The organism is Pedobacter frigoris (genome assembly GCF_032678645.1).
GTDB classification, from domain to species: Bacteria; Bacteroidota; Bacteroidia; order Sphingobacteriales; family Sphingobacteriaceae; genus Pedobacter; species Pedobacter frigoris_A.
Genome location: NZ_JAVTSP010000007.1, coordinates 216,105 through 236,743, shown reverse-complemented (window position 1 = coordinate 236,743; position 20,639 = coordinate 216,105). Strand labels below are relative to the sequence as shown.

18 protein-coding genes are annotated in these 20,639 nt (G+C 39.3%); 3 read left to right on the top strand and 15 right to left on the bottom strand.

Annotated elements, in window-relative coordinates; genetic code table 11:
* Nucleotides 1–201: 201 nt before the first annotated feature.
* The 13 genes from R2Q78_RS19745 to R2Q78_RS19685 all read right to left on the bottom strand — a co-directional run bounded on the left by R2Q78_RS19745 (nt 202) and on the right by R2Q78_RS19685 (nt 14,230).
* The gene (locus R2Q78_RS19745; protein ID WP_316794279.1) at nt 202–528 is read right to left on the bottom strand and encodes a hypothetical protein; all 327 of its coding nucleotides are present in this window, start codon (nt 526–528) and stop codon (nt 202–204) included.
* 4 nt (nt 529–532) lie between these two features.
* Entirely contained in the window at nt 533–880 is a 348-nt protein-coding gene (locus tag R2Q78_RS19740) for an ORF6N domain-containing protein (RefSeq protein WP_410478497.1), read from the bottom strand.
* A gap of 169 nt (nt 881–1,049) precedes the next feature.
* Nucleotides 1,050–1,319 (bottom strand): hypothetical protein, encoded by a 270-nt coding sequence (locus R2Q78_RS19735; RefSeq protein ID WP_316794277.1) that lies wholly within the window; start codon nt 1,317–1,319, stop codon nt 1,050–1,052.
* An 82-nt stretch (nt 1,320–1,401) separates the two neighbouring features.
* The gene (locus R2Q78_RS19730) at nt 1,402–2,007 is read right to left on the bottom strand and encodes a Crp/Fnr family transcriptional regulator (RefSeq protein ID WP_316794276.1); all 606 of its coding nucleotides are present in this window, start codon (nt 2,005–2,007) and stop codon (nt 1,402–1,404) included.
* A 347-nt stretch (nt 2,008–2,354) separates the two neighbouring features.
* Complete coding sequence (locus tag R2Q78_RS19725) at nt 2,355–2,768, bottom strand: hypothetical protein (protein ID WP_316794275.1); 414 nt, start codon at nt 2,766–2,768, stop codon at nt 2,355–2,357.
* A gap of 142 nt (nt 2,769–2,910) precedes the next feature.
* Nucleotides 2,911–3,255 (bottom strand): protein-disulfide reductase DsbD domain-containing protein, encoded by a 345-nt coding sequence (locus tag R2Q78_RS19720; RefSeq protein ID WP_316794274.1) that lies wholly within the window; start codon nt 3,253–3,255, stop codon nt 2,911–2,913.
* 124 nt (nt 3,256–3,379) lie between these two features.
* The gene (locus R2Q78_RS19715) at nt 3,380–4,654 is read right to left on the bottom strand and encodes a TlpA disulfide reductase family protein (protein WP_316794273.1); all 1,275 of its coding nucleotides are present in this window, start codon (nt 4,652–4,654) and stop codon (nt 3,380–3,382) included.
* A 27-nt stretch (nt 4,655–4,681) separates the two neighbouring features.
* The gene (locus R2Q78_RS19710; protein WP_316794272.1) at nt 4,682–5,881 is read right to left on the bottom strand and encodes a TlpA disulfide reductase family protein; all 1,200 of its coding nucleotides are present in this window, start codon (nt 5,879–5,881) and stop codon (nt 4,682–4,684) included.
* 32 nt (nt 5,882–5,913) lie between these two features.
* Entirely contained in the window at nt 5,914–7,305 is a 1,392-nt protein-coding gene (locus tag R2Q78_RS19705) for a RagB/SusD family nutrient uptake outer membrane protein (RefSeq protein ID WP_316794271.1), read from the bottom strand.
* A gap of 4 nt (nt 7,306–7,309) precedes the next feature.
* Nucleotides 7,310–10,876, bottom strand: coding sequence for a SusC/RagA family TonB-linked outer membrane protein (locus R2Q78_RS19700; protein WP_316794270.1), 3,567 nt, complete (start codon nt 10,874–10,876; stop codon nt 7,310–7,312).
* Between the two features lie 299 nt (nt 10,877–11,175).
* Nucleotides 11,176–12,453 (bottom strand): FecR family protein, encoded by a 1,278-nt coding sequence (locus R2Q78_RS19695; protein ID WP_316794269.1) that lies wholly within the window; start codon nt 12,451–12,453, stop codon nt 11,176–11,178.
* A 168-nt stretch (nt 12,454–12,621) separates the two neighbouring features.
* The gene (locus R2Q78_RS19690) at nt 12,622–13,638 is read right to left on the bottom strand and encodes a virulence RhuM family protein (RefSeq protein WP_316794268.1); all 1,017 of its coding nucleotides are present in this window, start codon (nt 13,636–13,638) and stop codon (nt 12,622–12,624) included.
* Nucleotides 13,639–13,654: 16 nt separating this feature from the next.
* Nucleotides 13,655–14,230 (bottom strand): RNA polymerase sigma-70 factor, encoded by a 576-nt coding sequence (locus R2Q78_RS19685; RefSeq protein WP_316794267.1) that lies wholly within the window; start codon nt 14,228–14,230, stop codon nt 13,655–13,657.
* A 325-nt stretch (nt 14,231–14,555) separates the two neighbouring features.
* On the opposite strand from R2Q78_RS19685, the gene R2Q78_RS19680 reads away from it, so the two are divergent.
* A complete protein-coding gene (locus tag R2Q78_RS19680) occupies nt 14,556–15,323 on the top strand; it encodes an alpha/beta hydrolase family protein (RefSeq protein ID WP_316794266.1) in 768 nt (255 codons plus the stop codon).
* 46 nt (nt 15,324–15,369) lie between these two features.
* On the opposite strand, the gene R2Q78_RS19675 is transcribed toward R2Q78_RS19680, so the two are convergent.
* Nucleotides 15,370–16,554: a DUF3095 domain-containing protein gene (locus R2Q78_RS19675; protein ID WP_316794265.1), complete on the bottom strand. Its 1,185-nt coding sequence runs from the start codon at nt 16,552–16,554 to the stop codon at nt 15,370–15,372.
* Between the two features lie 157 nt (nt 16,555–16,711).
* Here R2Q78_RS19675 and R2Q78_RS19670 point away from each other — a divergent pair, with 157 nt between their 5' ends.
* Nucleotides 16,712–17,446, top strand: coding sequence for a head GIN domain-containing protein (locus R2Q78_RS19670; RefSeq protein ID WP_316794264.1), 735 nt, complete (start codon nt 16,712–16,714; stop codon nt 17,444–17,446).
* An 11-nt stretch (nt 17,447–17,457) separates the two neighbouring features.
* Here R2Q78_RS19670 and R2Q78_RS19665 read toward each other — a convergent pair whose 3' ends face one another.
* Complete coding sequence (locus R2Q78_RS19665) at nt 17,458–18,504, bottom strand: carboxypeptidase-like regulatory domain-containing protein (RefSeq protein WP_316794263.1); 1,047 nt, start codon at nt 18,502–18,504, stop codon at nt 17,458–17,460.
* Nucleotides 18,505–18,569: 65 nt separating this feature from the next.
* Between R2Q78_RS19665 and R2Q78_RS19660 the strand changes: the two genes are divergently transcribed.
* A complete protein-coding gene (locus R2Q78_RS19660) occupies nt 18,570–20,480 on the top strand; it encodes an AAA domain-containing protein (protein WP_316794262.1) in 1,911 nt (636 codons plus the stop codon).
* The last annotated feature ends 159 nt before the right edge of the window (nt 20,481–20,639 follow it).

Genomic DNA, 20,639 nt, shown 5'->3' with positions numbered 1-20,639 from the left:
TCAAATAGAAATATTTTACCTAATTAATCAATTTATTAAATAATAATCCAATTATTTGAACAAATCATTCCTCGTACATATTTTGATTCATAGTTATGATTCAAAATAAATGGAGTATCAAAAAACATCGTGGACATATTACCCACTAAAGCCTTCTTTAAAAAGAAGGCCCTTTTTCCGTAATTTTCTTCTAATTCTAAATTATCCGAATATCAACATTAGTGTCCTTCCGCCGAGGAATAAAATGAAAAGTGATATACTTCCAAATATCACTCCCAGTTTATACTTTAATTTAGGGTCAATCTTATACACGAGAGGTGTCAAGAGGCCGCAAACCATGCAGCCAAGATAAACATAGGTTAATATTCTGCTTACAATATGAAACAACGGCGTAGGGTTTGGTGGATTATTAAAAATTCCAGTTTTGCTGACCTCCCAAAAAGTTTTTATACCACCAAAAGGCATCAGAACAAACATGAGGAATTGAAGCAGGCAAACAACAAAAGCGATATAATATAATCTTTTCATAGTTTTATAAGTCAGGACAATCTTTAGATAAGGTACTTAACGGTTTCAATCCTTGCAAGACATCTTTTACTATATTCCAATTTGGCCTTGAAATTTCAGGAGATAATGTGATAGCAATTCCATCGTGAGCAGTTACATAACTTGCTATACCTTGTTCAGTAAATGCCTTAACTTGAGAAGTTGAAAGCTTTAATGTTTTGAAGCGGTCACACTTTGTGACCAGTTCATTGGTTTCTTGCTTATTTAATCCAAAACAAAATCTTTCAGGAAACCGTTCTTTATTCCTCTTTACAGCTTGATTTAATGCTTTTGTCTCCACTCCATACAAAACCGCCAGGTCTCTATCCATCATCACCTGCTTCCCCACACATATCGTCATCCTGACCTGTAGCGCAGCGGAAAGCTACGCAGTAAATTTATTTCAGGATCCCGGAATAGAAAGTCCACCCTGCAAGTGCGAGATGCTAATGAAAAATTCAGCATGACGGCAATCTATTATCAATTTATTAAATACAATCCAATTATTTGAACAAATCACTCCTCAAATAATACCAAGTTCCTCCACTCTTCTTCCGCTCCCACCTGTATTCAGCTAACCTGCGATAGAATGTGCTACTGGTGATACACAACAAATCCATAACCGCAGCTTTAGTAAGCCATACCTCTTCTTCAGGCACGGCGTCAGGCAAAACTAGTTTCATTGCTTTCATGAGCATCATTAATTCTTGTTGGTGTTCGTAAAGTAAGTTCAGCTTTTCCAGGACTACTTCACATAGAGATTCGTTCTTCATTTAATAGGTTTAATTAGGCCACAAAACTAAAAAGACCGAATAAAATCTGAGTTCCCATTTGGCCACTCAAACCAAAATTTTGCTAAAGTTTACCCCTGTTTCGTCTCAGCGATTTTAAGGAAGTTGACAAGTAACTGGCTATATCAACATCCTTGATCGGACTCGACCTTACCGGAAGCAATCCTTTAAAGGCTTTATAAAATTCCAACACCCGGTCTTCGGCCAGCATGGCCAGGAATGAACTACGTCTTTCTTTTTTCATCTCTAAATAATTTAGTGCCGTCTGCAATGCAAGCGCTTTCAGCGGTGGCCACTCTTTATAGATTTCTTCCATTGCAGTATGACTGATACTCCATACCAACGTACCTTTCGTAGCCGTTATCGTATGCGCAGCATCCTCCCGCTTCATAAAAGCATTCAATGCAACAATTGTATTTTCCCTGTAAATACTTTCTGTAAAAGGCACAGCATCCAAATACCCATGCACGGTGACCAGCCCACTTACTACATAATAAGCGTTCTTAGGTTTCTCGCCCTGAAATTCCAGGATTTTGTCTTTTTTGTAAAGAGGCTCTACAGTCATCCTGATCCATAGAAATTCCTCAAATCCTTCCGGCAATGGAACATCAGGATAGATATTACGTAATAGGGTCATTAGTTTTTCAAAGGTTTTTCTGTTGTTTAACATTTATTTTTCATTGTATTGGTTATTTTGATGATTTTGAGAAATTGGTTCCCAATCTTCCTGTTCCTCCTCACTTAACCGTTATGTATTTGTAATCCCTGTTCATTCACCGATTTTTGTCATTCAGAGCACAGCGAAGAATCTAACCCACTATTCATTTTATTCACAAACTATAATTCATTAGTTTATTATTTAAAAAATTTCATCCCTAAATATTGTCGCTAAAAAAACCGCATTTCCATGCGGTTTTTTTTTATTTAGTCCCTCCTCTATTGTCATCCAGAGCATCGCGAAGGATCTCAATTCCTTGCATTGTTTCTCAAAACTTTGACTAAAGTTAGCCTAGCTCACTACTCTTTATCCTCACTCATCGCCCTCATCCCATACACCAAAGCCTCTTCCAACGTTTTCACGCCATCACCAATCCTCATATCCACATCATCCTCCCCATTGAACACAGTGATATACGCGCGGTCTACTCTATAGCGCAACCAAAGATCTTCCACTGTTATCTTTCCCAAATCCTCCAAACGCACTATACTAAACTCAACCATAAACTCTTCTGCATACATATCCTCAGACCACAGCATCACCTCCCTCATATCATCATCCGTCTGCTCCTGCAAATAATAACCCAGGGTCACCTGACCCGGATCAAAAGAACTCACGCTCACATCATGCTGATTAATAAATCCCACAAGCTCCCTGTCTCTCATCAGGAAATCCAGTAAGCTCGCCGCTGTTATTTTTTTATTTGTTTTCATTTTTTATTTTTTTTTTGTCATCCAGAGCATCGATTTTGTCATCCAGAGCGAATGCGAAGGATCTAAAAAGGGCGGAGAGCTGCTCAAGAACCATAACGCATGTTAAAATTTCCACTCCCCGCAACCTTTTATTTTTCATAGATTATTTAAGCTCAATACTAAACCCCACTTCCTCCACCGGCAAACATTGATGATCATCACACACCATAAATTCCACCGTCCCGGTTAGAATTGTCTTTACACCCGGCTTCTTCAGTTTTATTATCTGAACAAAATCAACCTTGTCCTTGTAATACCACACATCAACTCCAAAAGCTTCTTCATGCACTTTATGCATCTCACCTACTTCCTTAACCTTCCCACCCAATAGCACCAAAGGGTTCTTAGCAAAAGTCACTTTCGTAGCCGAAGGCCCACCATCAGGCGTATTCTGGCTATAGATATGCCAGCCCTTCTCTATCACCGCAGTCATACTCACCTTTTGCATTCCAGTCTTACCCCTTTACCGACGCAGCCATAAAACTCCATTTAACAGGTTTAAATATATGAGCTTGTAGTACTACACCAAGCAACACAAAACCCAGGATGATCAATAGTGTCTTTTTCACAGTCTATTTACCCTTCCCTTCTCCCAAAAGCGCCCCAATAATCTCCTTCAAATCGTTACCCAGCGTCTTCTCGCCCGGTCGAATGATCTTTGTTCCTCCTTTTCCGCTGAAATAATCAGTTTGTATAACAACACCGTCCTTATCCAGAAGAATATAACCAGGTATGGCAGCTAATCCGAATATATTTAGCTCCGCTAAATCGATATTATCTATACCATTGTCCCATTTTAGGTTTTCCTGGGCCATAGCTTTCTTCCAGGCGGTCTCACTCTTGTCGGTGGAAATGCCAAGTACATTAAAGCCCTTTGAACGGTAAGCTTCATAAACTTCCTTTATTTTTGGAATAGCATCCCGGCAAGGTCCACACCAACTGGCCCAGAAATCTATCAAAGTATAATCAGATTTCGAGGCAATATCCAAAACACTTTGTGTCGTACCTTCTGGCGATGAGATCTTAAAATCAGGCATGCGTTTTCCCATCGCAAGTTCGACCTGCTTTTTTTCAATCATGATATTATGCCGTTCATCGTCGATGTATTTCAGCAAGCCCTTGCCATAAGAACTGATCTTGATTTGAATAGGTAAACTGTCATAAGCACGTTGCTTTTCATCCAAATCCAATGCAACAGAACCTCTAATCAGTAAAGGCACTATGAACGAATTTTTGTTGCCACTGAAATATTGATTTGCAAATTTTTTCCAGCTTCCATAAGCAGTTTTGAATTTGGCACCTAATGTATCTGGACTACTAAGGAGCTTTTCCATTATCACGTCAATTGATGTGGTCTCGCGCTGGATTTCAGACAGATTATCTCTATATATAGTTATTAGTCTATTTACCTCATTCAGATATTCGCCATTACTTTTATGATAGTTTCTATAAACTGTCGTTGCAGGGGAACCAGTAATATTAAAATCTGGCCATTTTTCGGATAACCCAGTTATGCTGATTCTTGGTGCATCTATAAACAACTGAATCATACCACTCCATCTTTCAGGTTTAAAAACAGTTGTATCTATAGCTATGTAGTACATGACATCTGTTACGGCATTATCAAATAGAAACTGGAAACCTCCACTTTTTGATAACACAGATGCTATCGTATCAATTTTACCCATTTTATTTTGCACCATTAAGGTTAACTTTATTTTCGCAGGTAATCCCTTAATATTTCCAGAAATCGTATGCTTTTCAGCCTTTTGGGCACATATCCCGTTCCCCACAGATACTATTTGTACAAAACACAAGACCAGTATCACAATTATATTTTTTTTCATTGTTTAAATTTTTAAGATTTTTAATATTTATTCTGAAAGTAATTTTTTAACAAGTGGCTCAAAATCTCCGGTTAAAAGCAAATCATTGTACATGATCAATTTTCCATCCTTACCAAGCAAAAGCAATTGGGGCACCCCAATAAAGCCATAGGCATTAAAGATCTTTTTTCCTAAACTATTGGGATTTATATAACCGGATTTGGCATCTCCTCCAAGCAGCATCACAGGCCAGTCTGCACCTATTTTTTCATGTATCACTAGAACTTTCTCTCTATCTTCTTCAGGATGATATGCCGCCGATATTACTACAAATCCCTGATTTTTATATCGGTCATAAATTTGTTTGATAACTGGCATCCTAGCGATACAGGTACTACAGCTTGTGGTCCAAAAATCAACCAGCACTACTTTTCCACGAAGTTCTGTTAAGTCAACTTCCTTACCCTCAACATCCTTGTGTTTCAACTCAAAAGGCACTTTCCGTAATTTAAGTACAGCTAATTGTTTTGTTATCCAACCCCTTACCTGGAGATTCGGTGTATCTTTATACCTATTTAGAAACACAAGGTATTCATCTGCATTGTAGCCATAAATCGTGCTGTTAGTGAAAATCTCTGGAATGAACCTGAATCCATCATTTAGTCTGGTTATTTTTTCGTTTTTTTTCAACCCAATAATAGCAGTTTCAAAAGCATCTTGAACCTTGGCCAGGTAAAGCCCCTTGTCATTTCTGAAAGCTTTATTATGACCTCTTTCATAAATAAGACCTATTTCTTGGGTTCTCAACATGTTTTTCTTTTCTCCTGGAATATCAGGGTCATTTAAAATTAAGCTCCTTATCTTGACACGTTCCTTATCATAAGCATTTAGCTTCTCCCAGTCAATCTCCGCATTATAGTAACCATACTCACCATCGAGTTTGGCCTTTAAACCTCCATCCAAATCTTTGTAGAATAAAGGGTCTTCAGTGCAACTGGTAAACCAAAATATTCTTCTTCTATCTTCTGGAAATTGTTTCCAGAAATTCAAACCTAAGTTCCAGTCCCTATTAATACGAGTATAAATTGACTTAAACCACGTAAAGGAGCCAGGCTGTTGTTGTTCCGTCTCTGATGTGTCAAAAAGTGCGCCCCAGGCGATATCAGCCTCAGTTTTTGGAGACCGTTGTGCCATTATTTTTCCAAATAATAGGCACAGCAATCCAATAAATAGAATTGATCTTTTCATTTTTGTGTATATAAAATTTATTTTAATAAAAATTACCAGCCAGGATTTTGCGCGATTCCAGTCTGTTCAAGAATATTGTCAGGAATTGGGAATACATATTTATAACTGTTAGGATCCAGACTATAGGTCACCCCTACTACAGTTCTTTTAAGCGTTAAAATAAAGCGCGAATCTTTGTTCAATCTGCGCAGATCCATCCAACGAATTCCCCTGAACAACAATTCTTTTTTTCTTTCGGTCAGTACAAGTTGCAGTGCTTCCTCTGCATTAGCTGCTACAAAAGGAACGAAAGGCACTTTATTATCCCAGCGCTTTCTCATTAATATGTTCAGATCATTTAGAGCCTCAGCAACTTTACCATCACGAGCATAACATTCTGCCCTGGTCAGATATACCTCATCCGTAGCCAGACCAGTAAAAAGAGAGCCGGCAGACGTATTTTCGTAACTTCCCTTAAAGGAAATACTCTGGTTCGTATTCGTTCTAAAAAATCTGGTTCTGCGCAAATCATTTGCGCTATACATCCCAAACCAATCAGCATCTATAAACCATGTGCTCAAAGGAAAACTAGGAACAAAGCAAGTGTGCCAGATCACTTCCTTATTATAGCGACCGATGAAGCTTGCACTTGCGGAAAGATCATTGTAGTCCAATAATTCGGCATATTGCTTTAAGCTATTGTCTGCTGCTATAAAAGCATTCGCATAATCGCCCATACTTAGATATACCCTGGCCATCAATGCATTTACAGCACTGGCAGAACCTCTAGTCAAAATTTTTGGGCGTATCGGCAGCAAATTTTTCGCTTCATTCAAGTCGCCCAAAATCTGCTCATAAGTTTCTTTTACAGTACTTCGTTTTGATGGTATCGTAATATCTGAAGAAGTCCTTAATACAATACCTAAATCATTATTGTTACCTGTGAGATCAAAGGGTGGGGCATACACCTGCGCAAGATTAAAAAAAACACTAGCCCGATTCAATAACGCTTGCCCCTTTATGTCCTTCCACTGCTGTACCTCTAAGGGACCTGGACTGATTTTCTTCAATCCATCCAAAATCACATTGTCGGTTAGGATTTTTTTATAATTAGCATCCCATTGAGAATTATTACTGAGATGCCTTCCTATTTTGGACCAAATATAGGCGTCTTTTTCTGCTTGTTGTTGAGCTGGGTCAATACTTTGATAATAGACTTCCGTGATATAATGACCATCTGAGGCCACCTCACCTAATGAGAGACCACGGTAATTCATCTCAATGACATTATCCAATAAACCCTGGAACTCGGTTAACGTTAGGGGAACAGTTAATGTTTTATCGGATTTTTCTTCTAGCCATCCTTTCTTACAGCTAGTGAAGAGAAGTATTACACTGCAAAAACAGATTATGTATTTGACGAACGTTTGATAATTTGCTTTCATATGCTTAAAAATTAACAGTTAAACCAAGGGCGAGACTTTTTTGAATCGGAGGCATGGCATTATTAGCGTATTCTGGGTCAATTCCTTCCTTATTTTCCCTCCATAAAACCCCCAGATTATTGGTATAAATATAAAATGTGGCATTGGCAAAGGGTATGCCCCTAAACTCTGACTTATTTAAATTATAAGAGATACGTACATCATTCAGTCGTACATGATCTCCTTTGATAACCAATGCATCTGAAAGTTGATAAAATCCATCACGACCATCGTAATTAAGTGGCTGGGAGGGCACCTGGGTTTGCATTTCATCGCCCGGCTTTTGCCACCTTTGATAATAATCAGCGTGAGCATTGCCCCAGTTGTTAAATAAATCGCTATATCGTATCGATTGTCTCCTTAAATAATAACCCATTTTAAAGCTGATATTAACGGAGAGTGAAATATTCTTATAATCAAAAGTATTCATCAAAGAACCAAATACTTTCGGTGTAGCAGATCCATGATAAACTAGGTCGGAAGGCTTAGCTTGCAAGGTTACGTCTTGAAAGCTTTTCACCTCTCCGTCTACATAACCCCTTGGGCTACCATTTTCAGGATCTAAGCCGGCAGAAGGGTAGCTATAGATCTTGTAAAGTGGAAGATTTAAAACTGGGCTATTTCCCCCAAAATAATTTGACATAAAATTCAAATTGAATTCTGAAATCTCATAGGCTGTTATTTTGTTGATATTGTAACTGATATTTAGATTTGAATTCCATTTTAGTCCGCCCTTTAAATTGAGTGTATTTAAAATAAAGTCAAACCCTTTTGAAGCCATGTTAGCATAATTTCCGGTGTATTCGTTGAATCCAACAGTTGGATCAATCTGTTTAATGCCTATCAAATTGATGCCTTTTCTTGTATAGTATTCAAAAGATCCATTAATTCGTTGGCCAAAAATTCCATATTCTAGAGTGAAATTAACCATTCGGCTCTTTTCCCAGGTTAGTCCTGGATTGGGTGGGGTTAACAAAGTCAGATAGTTTTCGTTATGGAATCCTACCGTTGCAGAAGTATATCTTGCAGTAGGTAAAGCTGTAGCTTTATTGTTTAAATTGGCATTGTAGCCATAAGTTGCTTTTAGTTTTAAATACGGCAACCATGTCAGCCTATAAAAATTTTCTCTACTAATATCCCAGGATAGACCAGAGGACCAAAGTGGTGTAATTCGTTGATTGGCTTTTGAACCAAAGAAATTACTTGCATCAAAACGGCCACTTCCTGTCAAGGTATATTTGTTATCAAAAGTATATGCCCCGTTCGCAAAATAACTTGTAAAACGGTTCAAATTTCCGAATTTTGAAGACGAAGAACTCACTGTTTCAGCACTACCGCCTGAAGCACGCACAGGAAATGTGGTTTTATAATCCATATTAGCAAAAAACAATGAGGTATTTTGATCATAACCATAATTACGTCCAGAACTTCCATTTACCATCGTTTCGCTAGCTTCTGCACCTCCTATAACTGCCACTTGGTGTTTGTTCCATAACTTTGTGAAATTCAGTTGTCCTCTGACATTCCAACTAGTTTGTTCCACATTGTTATAATTAAGTATGCCACCTAAGGGTACAGGATATCCAATGGTCCCACTTGGTTCCAACTGTATAAACTTATTGATTAAATCACGGGTAGAATAACTACTAAGGTTTTGATAATTGTTATTATTTGACAGCAGTTTTTGGTATTGCGAACTTAAATTTATGCTTAAGCCTGGGATCAACTCATATTTTATTCCTCCGCCAAAACGAGTACTATACAAATTTGATACATCGTCATTATTTTCTAATTCATGAAGTGGACGATAATGCCAATCTAATAACTGAGGATAGGAGGCCGTATCTATATATGTTGTCCTATATGCATTAGAAGTCCTTCTGGATACATGCAAAGCATTTCCATCATCATCAGCTAATCGGGTATATGGAGCGATTAGAGATCCAAATGCCCCGGGTAGGAAAGTATTGTACCCGATACCATTATTAATGTTTTTGCTTTTAGTATACATCAAGTAAGTGTTAAGCTCCAGGTTTTTTATTGGCCTATAAGTATTATTGAAATTCAGAGTCAGCCGGTTATCTCTGTTTCCCCTTTCTACAGGTAGGTTATTGTCGAACCCCATTGAACTATAAAATTTCACCTTATCTGTTCCTCCATTTAAATTTAAGGCATATTGTTGATTTATGGAAGTTTGTATTAAGTACTTACTTACATCATCTCTCACATCGTGACTTCCCAGTATAGCCAATTGTGCTAGCACCTCAGGATCAGTAGTGGCATTGTAGCCAGGCAGTCCGCTGTTCTTTCTTCTGGCAGCGAGCATGATCTCTACTGCAGGCGATTGTACAGGAAAGAAATCATAAACTGGATACACATCATCATAGATATCATATAATCCAGTTGTAAATTGTTGTTTCTCAATTTCTACTGCATCCATTGGATTAATCACGTGCATTTTGTTTAACCTCGGCTTTTCAATTAGATTTACACTACTATTGAAACTGACATTGACTGGTTGATTATATTTACCTCTTTTGGTAGTGATTACAATTACACCATTTCCCGATCTAGCACCCCAAATACTTGCAGCGGCTGCATCTCGTAAAATGGTAATAGATTCTACGTCGTTGGGATTAATATTAAATAAAGGATTGTTAATTAAATTTCTATCATGACCAAAAGTTACTGTTTCTTCATACGGGAAACCATCCACAACAATCAAAGGCTGCTTATTTGCATTAATGGTGCTATATCCTCGAATCGTAATATCTGTTTCAGATCCAATTCCCTTTTCAACTCTCAATCCGCTAGTTATATTTAATATTCTCTCTAATACATTTGTGCCTACAGCCCTGTTAAATAACTTATTATCAATCTGTACAAAACTTCCAGTTGCCCTTTCTTTTGGTATGTCCTGGTATCCAGTAGAATAACTCACCTTCACCTCTTCCAATTCTCCAGTCGCCACATTCAACTTAATCTCCAACGGCATCACCGCATCCTTCAAGCTAATCTCCAGCTGCTTATAACCAATATACCTAACCACCAACACCCCATCATCCGGTACATTCGCCATCACAAACTCCCCCTTCACATCCGTCTTCACCGTCCTATTAGACCCCTTCAACACCACCGTCGCCCCCTCCAACGGCTTCCCCCCCTCATCCAAAATCTTCCCGCGAGCATCAACATTAACAAAAGCAGGCTTAGGTAAATCCAGAAAACTGGGCGTTTTCTCTTTCTCCTTTATTACAATAAATTTGTCTTTTATGGTATATGTTAGATCCCTACTTTCAAATAGACTATTTAAAGCTTGATCAAGACTAACATTATTCAGGTTTAAACTTACTTTTTTTGCATTTTTAATTAGCTTGGTATCATATAAGAAATCATAACCAGTTTGGGTTCTTACTTTTTGAAGTACTTGCTTAAGGGGCGTTTCATTCTCCTTCAGCGTTACACGCTGACCAAAAGTCGATGCGCTGACCTGCATCAAAGTAGCTATTAATATCACGGTGGTTAATCGCATAACAAGCCATATTTTATAGAGATACCTAATAGGTATACCTCTGTTGTTCGTATAAAATGTATACATTTACGTTAAGTTTGGTTAAGCTGTTGTCTTATGTTTTCGAAGGCACGGACAACCGCAATAAAACAGTCAATAATTTATTATAGGCAGAATCAAACAATGACCAGGAGTATTACATGTACTTCTGGTTGTTTTCTTTTACACCCACCTAAGGATCATTTCTGTAAAAATTTCTCATTTTCTAAGTTGGTTTAGTGGTTTGTTGATATATTTAGTTCACGACATGATTCAAATTTTTATTTCCTTACCCCCATCACAGTTACTTTCTTACCTTCAATTTTAAAATTTACTTTACCCGTACTTTCCATACGCTCCAACACAGCGGAGATATTTCTTGTACGGGATACTACTCCACTAAGAGCGAATTCTTTGGGAGCATTTGCTGCATAGGTAACTTCAATGTCATACCATCTGGCTACCTTTCGCATAATACTTTCAAGAGTTTCTCCTTCAAATATAAATTCCCCATTCTTCCAATCTACAAAAGCTCCGGCATCAACATTAGTTACCGATATCCGGTTAGAACCGGATACAACCGACTGTTGGTTGGGTTTGAGGATGACGGCTTCGCCCAGTTTAAAGCTATCGTCATCCTGACGCAGGTCAGGATCCCGGCCCTGCAAAGCCGACTTTCTATTCCGGGATGCTGAAATAAATTCAGCATGACGAACGGAAACACTCCCCTCTAACAAAGTCGTCTTTATACTCCCCTCATCAGCGTACGCACTAATATTAAAATGCGTACCCAGTACCGTCACCTCGTGCCCATTACTCTCCACTATAAACGGCCGTTTCTTATTCTTAGCTACCTCAAAGTAGGCTTCGCCGGTCAGCTCAACTTTCCGGGACTCTGTCCCCGAAAAGTCGGAAGGGATTGTTAATGTGCTGGCGGCATTAAGCCATACCTTGGTGCCATCCGGCAATGTGAATATATAAGTCTGGCCTTTTGTCGTACTGGCCGTCATGTCTTTTGCCCCCGCGCTACTCTCTCCTCCCCGAGGAGAACCGAGCCCTTCGCGAGCTCTGCGCAGCAAAATGTCGCTTCGCGACAGAGAGGAGTTGTCAATCTCAGTTCCATCATTATAAGCTAACTTATCTTCCCCTATCACAACCCCACTCTTCGCATCGCTCAATTCTATCACCTTGCCATTACCAAGTGTTATAGTTGCACCGTTTTTACCCGGAGCCACATCATTCTGCACCACGCTTTTGTCATCCAGAGCATCGCGAAGGATCTCACCTCTATAGTTAAAAAACCAAACCCCAAACACAACCATAGCCACCGCCGCTGCTACCGCCGCAACCCTTGGCCAAAGTTTAATAGTTTTATCTTTCGTATGAACAGGCATCTCCTCCCATACACTTTTCATTAAAGCATCCAATCTATCACTATCCATCTCATAATCCTCCGGTTTCCATTGCAGGTACCAGTTTTCGAGAATTGCCAGTTCTTCTTCAGTACAGTTTCCCGCACTAAATTTATCCGCCAGCTCCTTTATGTTTACTTGTTGCATAGTAATGGTTTCTTATTGCCCTATAATACATAGACAAGGAAGCCATACCCCAGGGGTGAGATCAGATCAAAGTTTTTTAGTTTTTTATTTTATGTACATTTGTAATGGATCTGGGTGTCTCCCAATCGGCAAAAAGCCAATATTTGAAATAGAATATTGGCTTTTTGTTTATTTGCTGCTCAATCGCTTCACTTCCTTTTCAAAATCACTTATAAAGACCTGATCCTGAGCTACTCGGAATTTTTCATATTCACTTTCTGCGAGTTTCATCGCTACTTCATGACTCACCTTGCCCGCATCTTTCAAAACTTCGTATTCATTAAATTGCAGAAAACCGTCTAATTTTTTTACCCAATCCGCCATTTTCATAACCACATTTCGTTCGGCTTGGTTTTCTGCATAATCCAGATACATACTTACGATCCGCTCCAACTCTTTAATCTCTTTCTCTATTAAGTAGTTTTTAGCGATGCCTATATCTCCTTTAAGCACTTTGCCATGGGGCGCATTTTTAAAGGCTTGCAATCCCATAAATGGCTTTTCTGCATCTGCTCTCTCTGCGATCAACTGCGCAGCAGTTTTACCTGATATGGCATAATGCAGCTTATTTTGTACAGTCTTAAAAAATGTCTGTGTAATCTCCGCTCCCTTATCATAGTCAATGCTGCACTGCTCATAAATATCTGTGATCTTCAAGTAGAATCTGCGTTCACTGGCACGAATCTCCCGAATCCGCTGTAAAAGCTCATCAAAGTAATCCTTCCCAAATTTCTGTCCTTGTTTTAAACGTTCGTCATCTAGCACAAAACCTTTAATGATAAACTCACGGAGTAGTTTAGTCGCCCATATACGAAATTGAGTAGCTTGTTTTGAATTTACCCTGTAACCAACAGCGATGATGGCATCGAGATTGTAAAATTCAACTTCACGCGATACCTCACGGTTACCTTCTTTTTGAACTATCCGGATTTTCCGGATAGTTGCACTTTTATCTAGCTCAGAAGTACTAAAAACATTTTGCAAATGTTCATTAACCGTTCTAATATCAACCCCAAACAACTCCGCCATTCTTTTTTGGCTCATCCAAAAGGTCTCATCATTAAAAATCACTTCTACTTTTACATTCCCTTCCGGAGAGCTATAAAATATAATATCAGAAAATTGTACTTCGTTATTGTCCTGCATAAATTGGTATCAGCTATCAAAAATAAATATAAATCAGGTAAACCATCAATCCCAACTTTACCCTCAATTGTTTAAGCGCATTCTTAATCTGTGATTTTACTGTTTCTTCTGATATACCCAGCCGCTCCGCAATCTGTTTATGGCTCAATCCTTCTTTACGGCTCAGTTCAAATACAATCCTCATTTTTTCCGGCAAAGCAGCGATTTCCCTTTCTATGATAATAGTCAGTTGCCGCTCCCTAGTTAAGTGATCAGTAATACAAGTGGCCTCATCAATTTCAGAAGGAAGGCTGTTCAAATACTTAGCCCCTACTTTCTGCCGGGCTATAAAATTAAACACCCCATTGCGCGTAGCTGTATATAAATAATTAGAAAGATTGGTTGTAACTACGGCTGTTTCCCGCTTTACCCACAATACAGAAAACAGTTCCTGCACTAGGTCCCTCGCATCGTCTTCATCATGCAGCCTTTTTACAGCATGCAAAAACAACACCTTGAAAAAACGATTATAAACCTCAGTAAAGGCCGCAATATCGCCTTCCCTTAGTAAAGCAGTCAGTTCCTGATCGGTATATGTGCTATAAGCAGCCATGATGTATTACCCCCGTTATCTTAAAGTTAAGCAATTTCTCATACAAATATTATATAAGTTATTGCACATAAACCAACTAAAAGAAAAATAAATTCGTAGTTTTTATTGCTAAAAGGGATTAGAAGGGCTGTAGCTATCTTCACCACTGCCGCTCACATTTAGTTCAAAGCCAGAAAAATCTACCATCATCAAAGTTCCAGGCAGGCCTCAAGACCCTAAGGACTTTCCATATAAACAGGAGGAAGTTTCATTTAGTAATAGTCAGAGGGGCGCCACACTTGCGGGGACATTAACCTTACCCGCTGATGGAAAAGCGTCAAAAATTGTGATATTGATTAGCGGTTCTGGTCCCCAAAACAGGAACGAAGAATTAATGAACCATCGTCCTTTCCTGGTTCTTAGCGACTGGTTGACTCGTAACGGGATTGCTGTGCTGCGTTATGATGACCGGGGTGTTGGTAAATCTACCGGAGATTTCAGTAATGCTACGACAGCTGATTTTGCCAATGATGCAGAGGTGGCAGTAAATTATATTGCTTCACGGCCAGACTTAAAAGAAATGTCTATCGGACTAATTGGTCATAGTGAAGGCGGAATGATTGCACCGATGGTTGCCAGCAGGAATAAATCTGTTAAATTTATAGTACTGGCAGCTGGTCCAGCAATACCAATAGCACAATTGATGGTTCAACAAAATAAAGATGTGGCTAGGCTTATGGGCATTTCAGATGAAACCATTATGAAATCGGCAGAAACCAATACCAAAATCTTTGCTGCAATAAACCAATATAAAAACCTTTCTTCTGCTAGCTATGATAAAAAAATAGATAGCCTGGTAAGAACTGAAGTTAGTGCTAAACCAAGCTCAGAACTGGGCGGAAAAACTATTGATGAAGTTGTTACACGTATCACCAGTACATTAAAAGACCCATGGATGCGGTATTTCATCTCCTTTGATCCTACATACTACTTAACAAAGACACACTGCCCGGTAGGAGTTGGAGGCCGACTAAAACTTAACCTAAGCACTGGGGAAACTCTGGAAGTTTCGCGTAGACAAGCAAATCGGATTAAGGTAATCTTTTGCCTCTGATTATTTTACAGTATTAGGTTTCCAGTTGTTTTTGCGTTCAAAATCATTACATAAAAAGGTAGGTATCTCCATTTTTAGGATTTTCCTTCAACTTTTCTTTAAGCATTCTCGCTGCCCGCGTATAACCACCTTCTGCCCCATCTACAAAATGAACATGGTCGTCTTTAAGGTCCCGCACATAGCAGGACATTATCGAAGTACCACTCACATGCAGTCCATAAATGAGCTTTCCGGCAGCTTCCTGGCGATCCAGGTATTTTAATAGATCTGCCCGCTGCGCCGGTCTTCCCGAAATTACCGTATTGATCTTTCCATCAATCACCAGGGTATCAGACATCTCTACCAGACTTCTTAAATAGGCTTTCCCGCTTTCCGTGCGGAAATAAATATATCCGTATAAATTAACAAACCAGGTCTGTACCAATTCCAGCCAGCGAATCTTACCCAGACGGGCACGCATCTCCATACCGAGATTATTGAAAGTGGTATTCAGTTTCAGTTTGGCTACAGATATCGGCTGGCGTTGTTGCGGAGATCCGTAAAGCTCATCTATCCTGTTGATGGCACCGGCAAAAACCTCAGCCTGCTGCCGGTTGTCACGGGCAACAACCAGTAAACTTACAATCTCTTCATGCCCCAGAGGTGGTGCAATCTTATCCCATCGGCACTGCATTCCCGTAAGGTCAGTTTCCGTATCGTGATCGACTGTTGGGGTTAACAGGGCATCTTTGCCTTTGATCAACTGCTCGGCATAATTGAGCCCGTTGCCCAACACCACAGGAATAGAAAAAGAGGTTGAGCTCCTGAATTTGGCAATCAGAAGTTCCTGATCCTGTTTATAGAGCTCATCAACCGGAACAACACCGGTACGCAATTCCAGGTTAAAATTTGCCAGGATATTGGCACTGTAACTGGCAAGGGCCAGCATCACTTTCTCAATAATTGACGGAGGGACAATAAAAGTTGCGCCATCTCCACCAAAGAAAAAGGGCACTACCAGCTGCCTGGCAAAAGCAATATTAAGTACACAGACAATACTTCCTGTGGCAATCAGGTTTACGTTCTGATGTGCCCCGGCCAGCACTGCCGCAGTTGAACTCCTGATATCGGTCATCACCACATGCCAGTCGGCAGGTACCTGATTAAACAGTTCTTTTTTAACCAAAAGATCTCCCAAAGCAATTTGATTTGCAGGCAGGTCACTGTAAAACTGGTCATTAGCCATATACATATCCTTTCAAATATAGGTATTTCATCCTTTTTAATGCAGACAGTTGTATGCCTCAATATACCTTGTGTTGGCTTTATTACTCCCCTCATGCAACAATTCTATTAAATAAACGTCTTATACACATCAACAGTAATATCACAACATATCATTAATTAACATGAAACGATTATTCTCCATCATACTGGTGGCTACGCTGGCCACAACTTATACAAGTACCTTTGCCGATCAGTCAATTAACATTAATACTTCCCACGTAGTCAAAGATGAGCGCAACGTCAGGAATTTTAACGGAATAGTTGCCGGAGGCCCAATTGATATCATAGTTAAAATTGGAGATAAAGAAGGTTTGACTTTTGAAGGAGATGAAGAAGCTATCACCACATTAATTAGTGAAGTAAAAGGCAATATACTGATCATCAGGCCGCAAAACAGCTGGAAAAGCTGGGCAAAGAAATATGAAAACAAAAAGATCACCGCTTATGTTACTGCAAAACAGATCACCAGCCTGGCGATGAGCGGAAATGGAACGATCACCGTTTCAGGTACTGCAATAGCCTCCGAATTTGCCGTTACTTTGAGCGGATCAGGATCTATAAAAGCTAATGTAGACGCAGATAAAATCACAGGCGTAATTAGTGGTTCTGGAAGTGTAGTTTTAAATGGCAAGGCAGATGATGCAAGTGTAACACTCAGCGGATCTGGCAGCTTCGGAAGCAAGACTCTTGCAGTAAATAATCTTTCAGCACGTGTCAGCGGCTCAGGCAATATCAACGTCAATACCGATGGGAATATAAAGGCGGTTATCAGCGGGTCAGGACATGTATATTATAGTGGGAATCCAGAGATTAACGAGACTGTATTGCTGGGTTCGGGAAGAGTAAGCAAAAGATAAGCGATCTTATCTTATTCCTGATATTCAAACGGAAGATGATCACCAATTCGCTTTCCTCCCCAATAACCTTTAACAAGAAAACTTCTGAAGTCTACATAACTTCCTTTTTTGTCTATCGTGGCTCTTTTCAAATACAATCTGAGCAATGTTCCATCATTTCCCATTTTTTGGGTAAACCGGAAATCTTGCTGCTGATATAATTGATGAGCAAGCGTATCATAACGGATATACAATGGGTTTTTAAAAGCAAAAGAGATGAAATTACTGTCAATTTGCTTGATAAAAGTATTTACATCAACCAATACCGGCTGTGTGCCACGAAGCTCATAGGTAGCGAAGTTCTTATCTACTGTTTTGTTGACAAAAAGAGCCCGCATATACTGCATTAGAGAACCTTTATAAGCCTTCTTCCTATTCGCCACCCACTCACTTTGCTCTTGATCAGATCCGTCTATATTTTCAAAGATCAGCTCACCATCATAGCTGGCTACTGTCGACATACGGTTATAACTAAATTTTCTGAGCAGATATTTGATCTTATAACCCAATTTCTGATTAATGATGATTAAAAAGTCATCAGAAGTAGCATCTAGTGTATTGGCTTTCTTGTTCTCCTTAAACTTTAAAATCTCTGTATTTAAGATCTCACAACCCGCAGCATTTTCTGTTGTTCCCAGAAAGTTCTTAATAAATAATGCCAGATAAGCGGCCCGGTGAGGGTCAAAAGAAATCATTACTTCCTTTAATTGCTCGTCTTTTTCTTTCAGTGAAAGATTAAGTACGACAGGTTGATTTTTTACGTTTACAGTTTGTTTTACGGAATAAAAACCTATCATGTTAACCACAAGCTGGTAAGTTCCTGGCTCTAAACCCGCAAACTTATATTCACCTTGATCATTAGTTGCTGTTACACGCTTGGATCCATCAATAAAAACAGTGGCCAAAGCAAGTGGCTTACCAGTCGCATCTTTCACAACACCGCCAATTGTAAAAACCTGTTGCGCCTTTACCTGAGGATGTATTAACAGCAGAAAAACAACAAATAAGAGACGTTTCATAAATCAACTTAACATTTAGTTATTACAAGTATATCACATTTTTATATTATAGTATCTTTGCGGCGATGGAATATTTCAAGAAATTACTTGACCTGCTGAAAATAGAACGGGAAGAGGACTTAAGGTCTTACCAAAACCAAACAGAATCTGCTTCTGTTACAGAACGCAGATCCAATGGACTTTCCTGGTACCCAATAGCAATCAGAGGCTCAGAAATGAGTCGTGGTGATTATCTGACTGTCGAATTGGAACGCACTACACATCAGGAAGTCAGCCATCAGTTTCGCTTTGGTTCGTCAGTCAACTTATTTTCCAATCATGACCCCAACAACAACAGGATTGAAGGAACTGTAACTCATATAAATGCCAACAAATTAAAGATCACATTGCGGACAGATGAATTGCCGGAATGGTCAAGAGATGGCAAACTGGGCATTGATCTTCTTTTTGACAATAACAGTTACGACGAGATGCAAAATGCACTCAAGCTGGCATCTGTTACCACAGAAGATAAAAAATCAGGGGCTTCAAGCCTGATTAAAATACTTACAGGGGATCAATCTCCTGATTTTCAATCCGAAGGATTGAAACATATCATCGCTGATCTAAACGAGGCTCAACAACAGGCGGTAAACAAGATATTGTCCGCAAATGAGCTGGCGATTATACATGGTCCTCCCGGAACTGGAAAAACAACTACGCTGGTACAAGCTATAAAAGCCATGAGCAAGCAAAACAATCAGCAGATTCTGGTTGTAGCACCCAGTAATACGGCAGTGGACCTCTTAAGTAAAAAGCTGGCAAAAGAGGGTCTGAATGTCTTGAGAATTGGCAACCCCGCCAGGGTTTCGGAAACGATGCTTTCTTTAACGCTCGACAGTAAAATGGCGGAGCATGAACAGATGAAGGATATAAAAAGCTTGAGGAAACAGGCCGCCGAATATAAAAATATGGCCCACAAATATAAGCGCAATTTTGGCCGGGCTGAACAGGAACAACGTAAGGCGTTGTTCAATGAAGCCCATAAAATCATGAAAGAAATAGGCAAAACTGAACAATACATTACTGATCAGATCATCGCCAAAGCCCAGGTAATCACCGCTACCCTTATCGGAGCGAATCACTATACCATTCGAGATCTAAAATTCGATACCGTAATCATAGATGAAGCAGGACAAGCGTTAGAGCCGGCTTGCTGGATTCCCATACTAAAGGCAAATAAAGTTGTTCTTGCCGGCGACCATTGTCAGTTGCCTCCTACTATAAAATCTGCTGAAGCTGCTAAAGATGGATTGAATCATACACTATTGGAAAAATGTGTGATAAAACATCCGGAAAGTGTCGTTCTGTTACAGGAACAATACCGTATGCATGAAAGCATAATGGGATATTCATCTAAAATCTTCTATGATAACCAGTTAAAGGCAAATGAGCAGGTAAAGCGAAAAGTACTGTTTAAAGATGATAGTCCCCTATCATTTATTGATACTGCAGGTTGCGCTTTTGACGAAAAGACTGAAGGCACAAGTTTAACCAATCCGGAAGAAGCCTCATTTCTCTTAAAACACCTGACAGCTTATATCACAGAACTCGACTCCCATTATAGCATAGAAAATTTTCCCTCTATAGGAATCATCTCTCCATACCAACAGCAAATTAAAACTTTAAAGGATTTATTTGAAAATACGCCTGAATTGCATAAATATGCGGGTCACATCACCATCAATACAGTGGATAGTTTTCAGGGCCAGGAACGGGACATCATCTACCTCGGGTTAACCAGAAGCAATGCAGAGAGAAACATAGGTTTCTTAAATGATATCCGGAGAATGAATGTAGCCATGACCAGGGCTAAACAAAAACTGGTTGTAATTGGTGATAGTGCCACACTATCTCGCCTGCCTTTCTATTCAGATTTCATCAACTATTCCGACGAAAAAGAAGGTTACAAAAGTGCTTGGGAATTTGTTGACTAGCCGATCAATAAATTTCTTTCAAAATTGACAGATTTTTCTTCCTGTTGCTGTCTCATTATCCGTTATGACTGTATAGTTTTTTTATACTAATTTTTTGAAATGCAATTAGTCATATATGATTATATTTCAATTCGAATGATTATCCCCCTAATAGTAAAA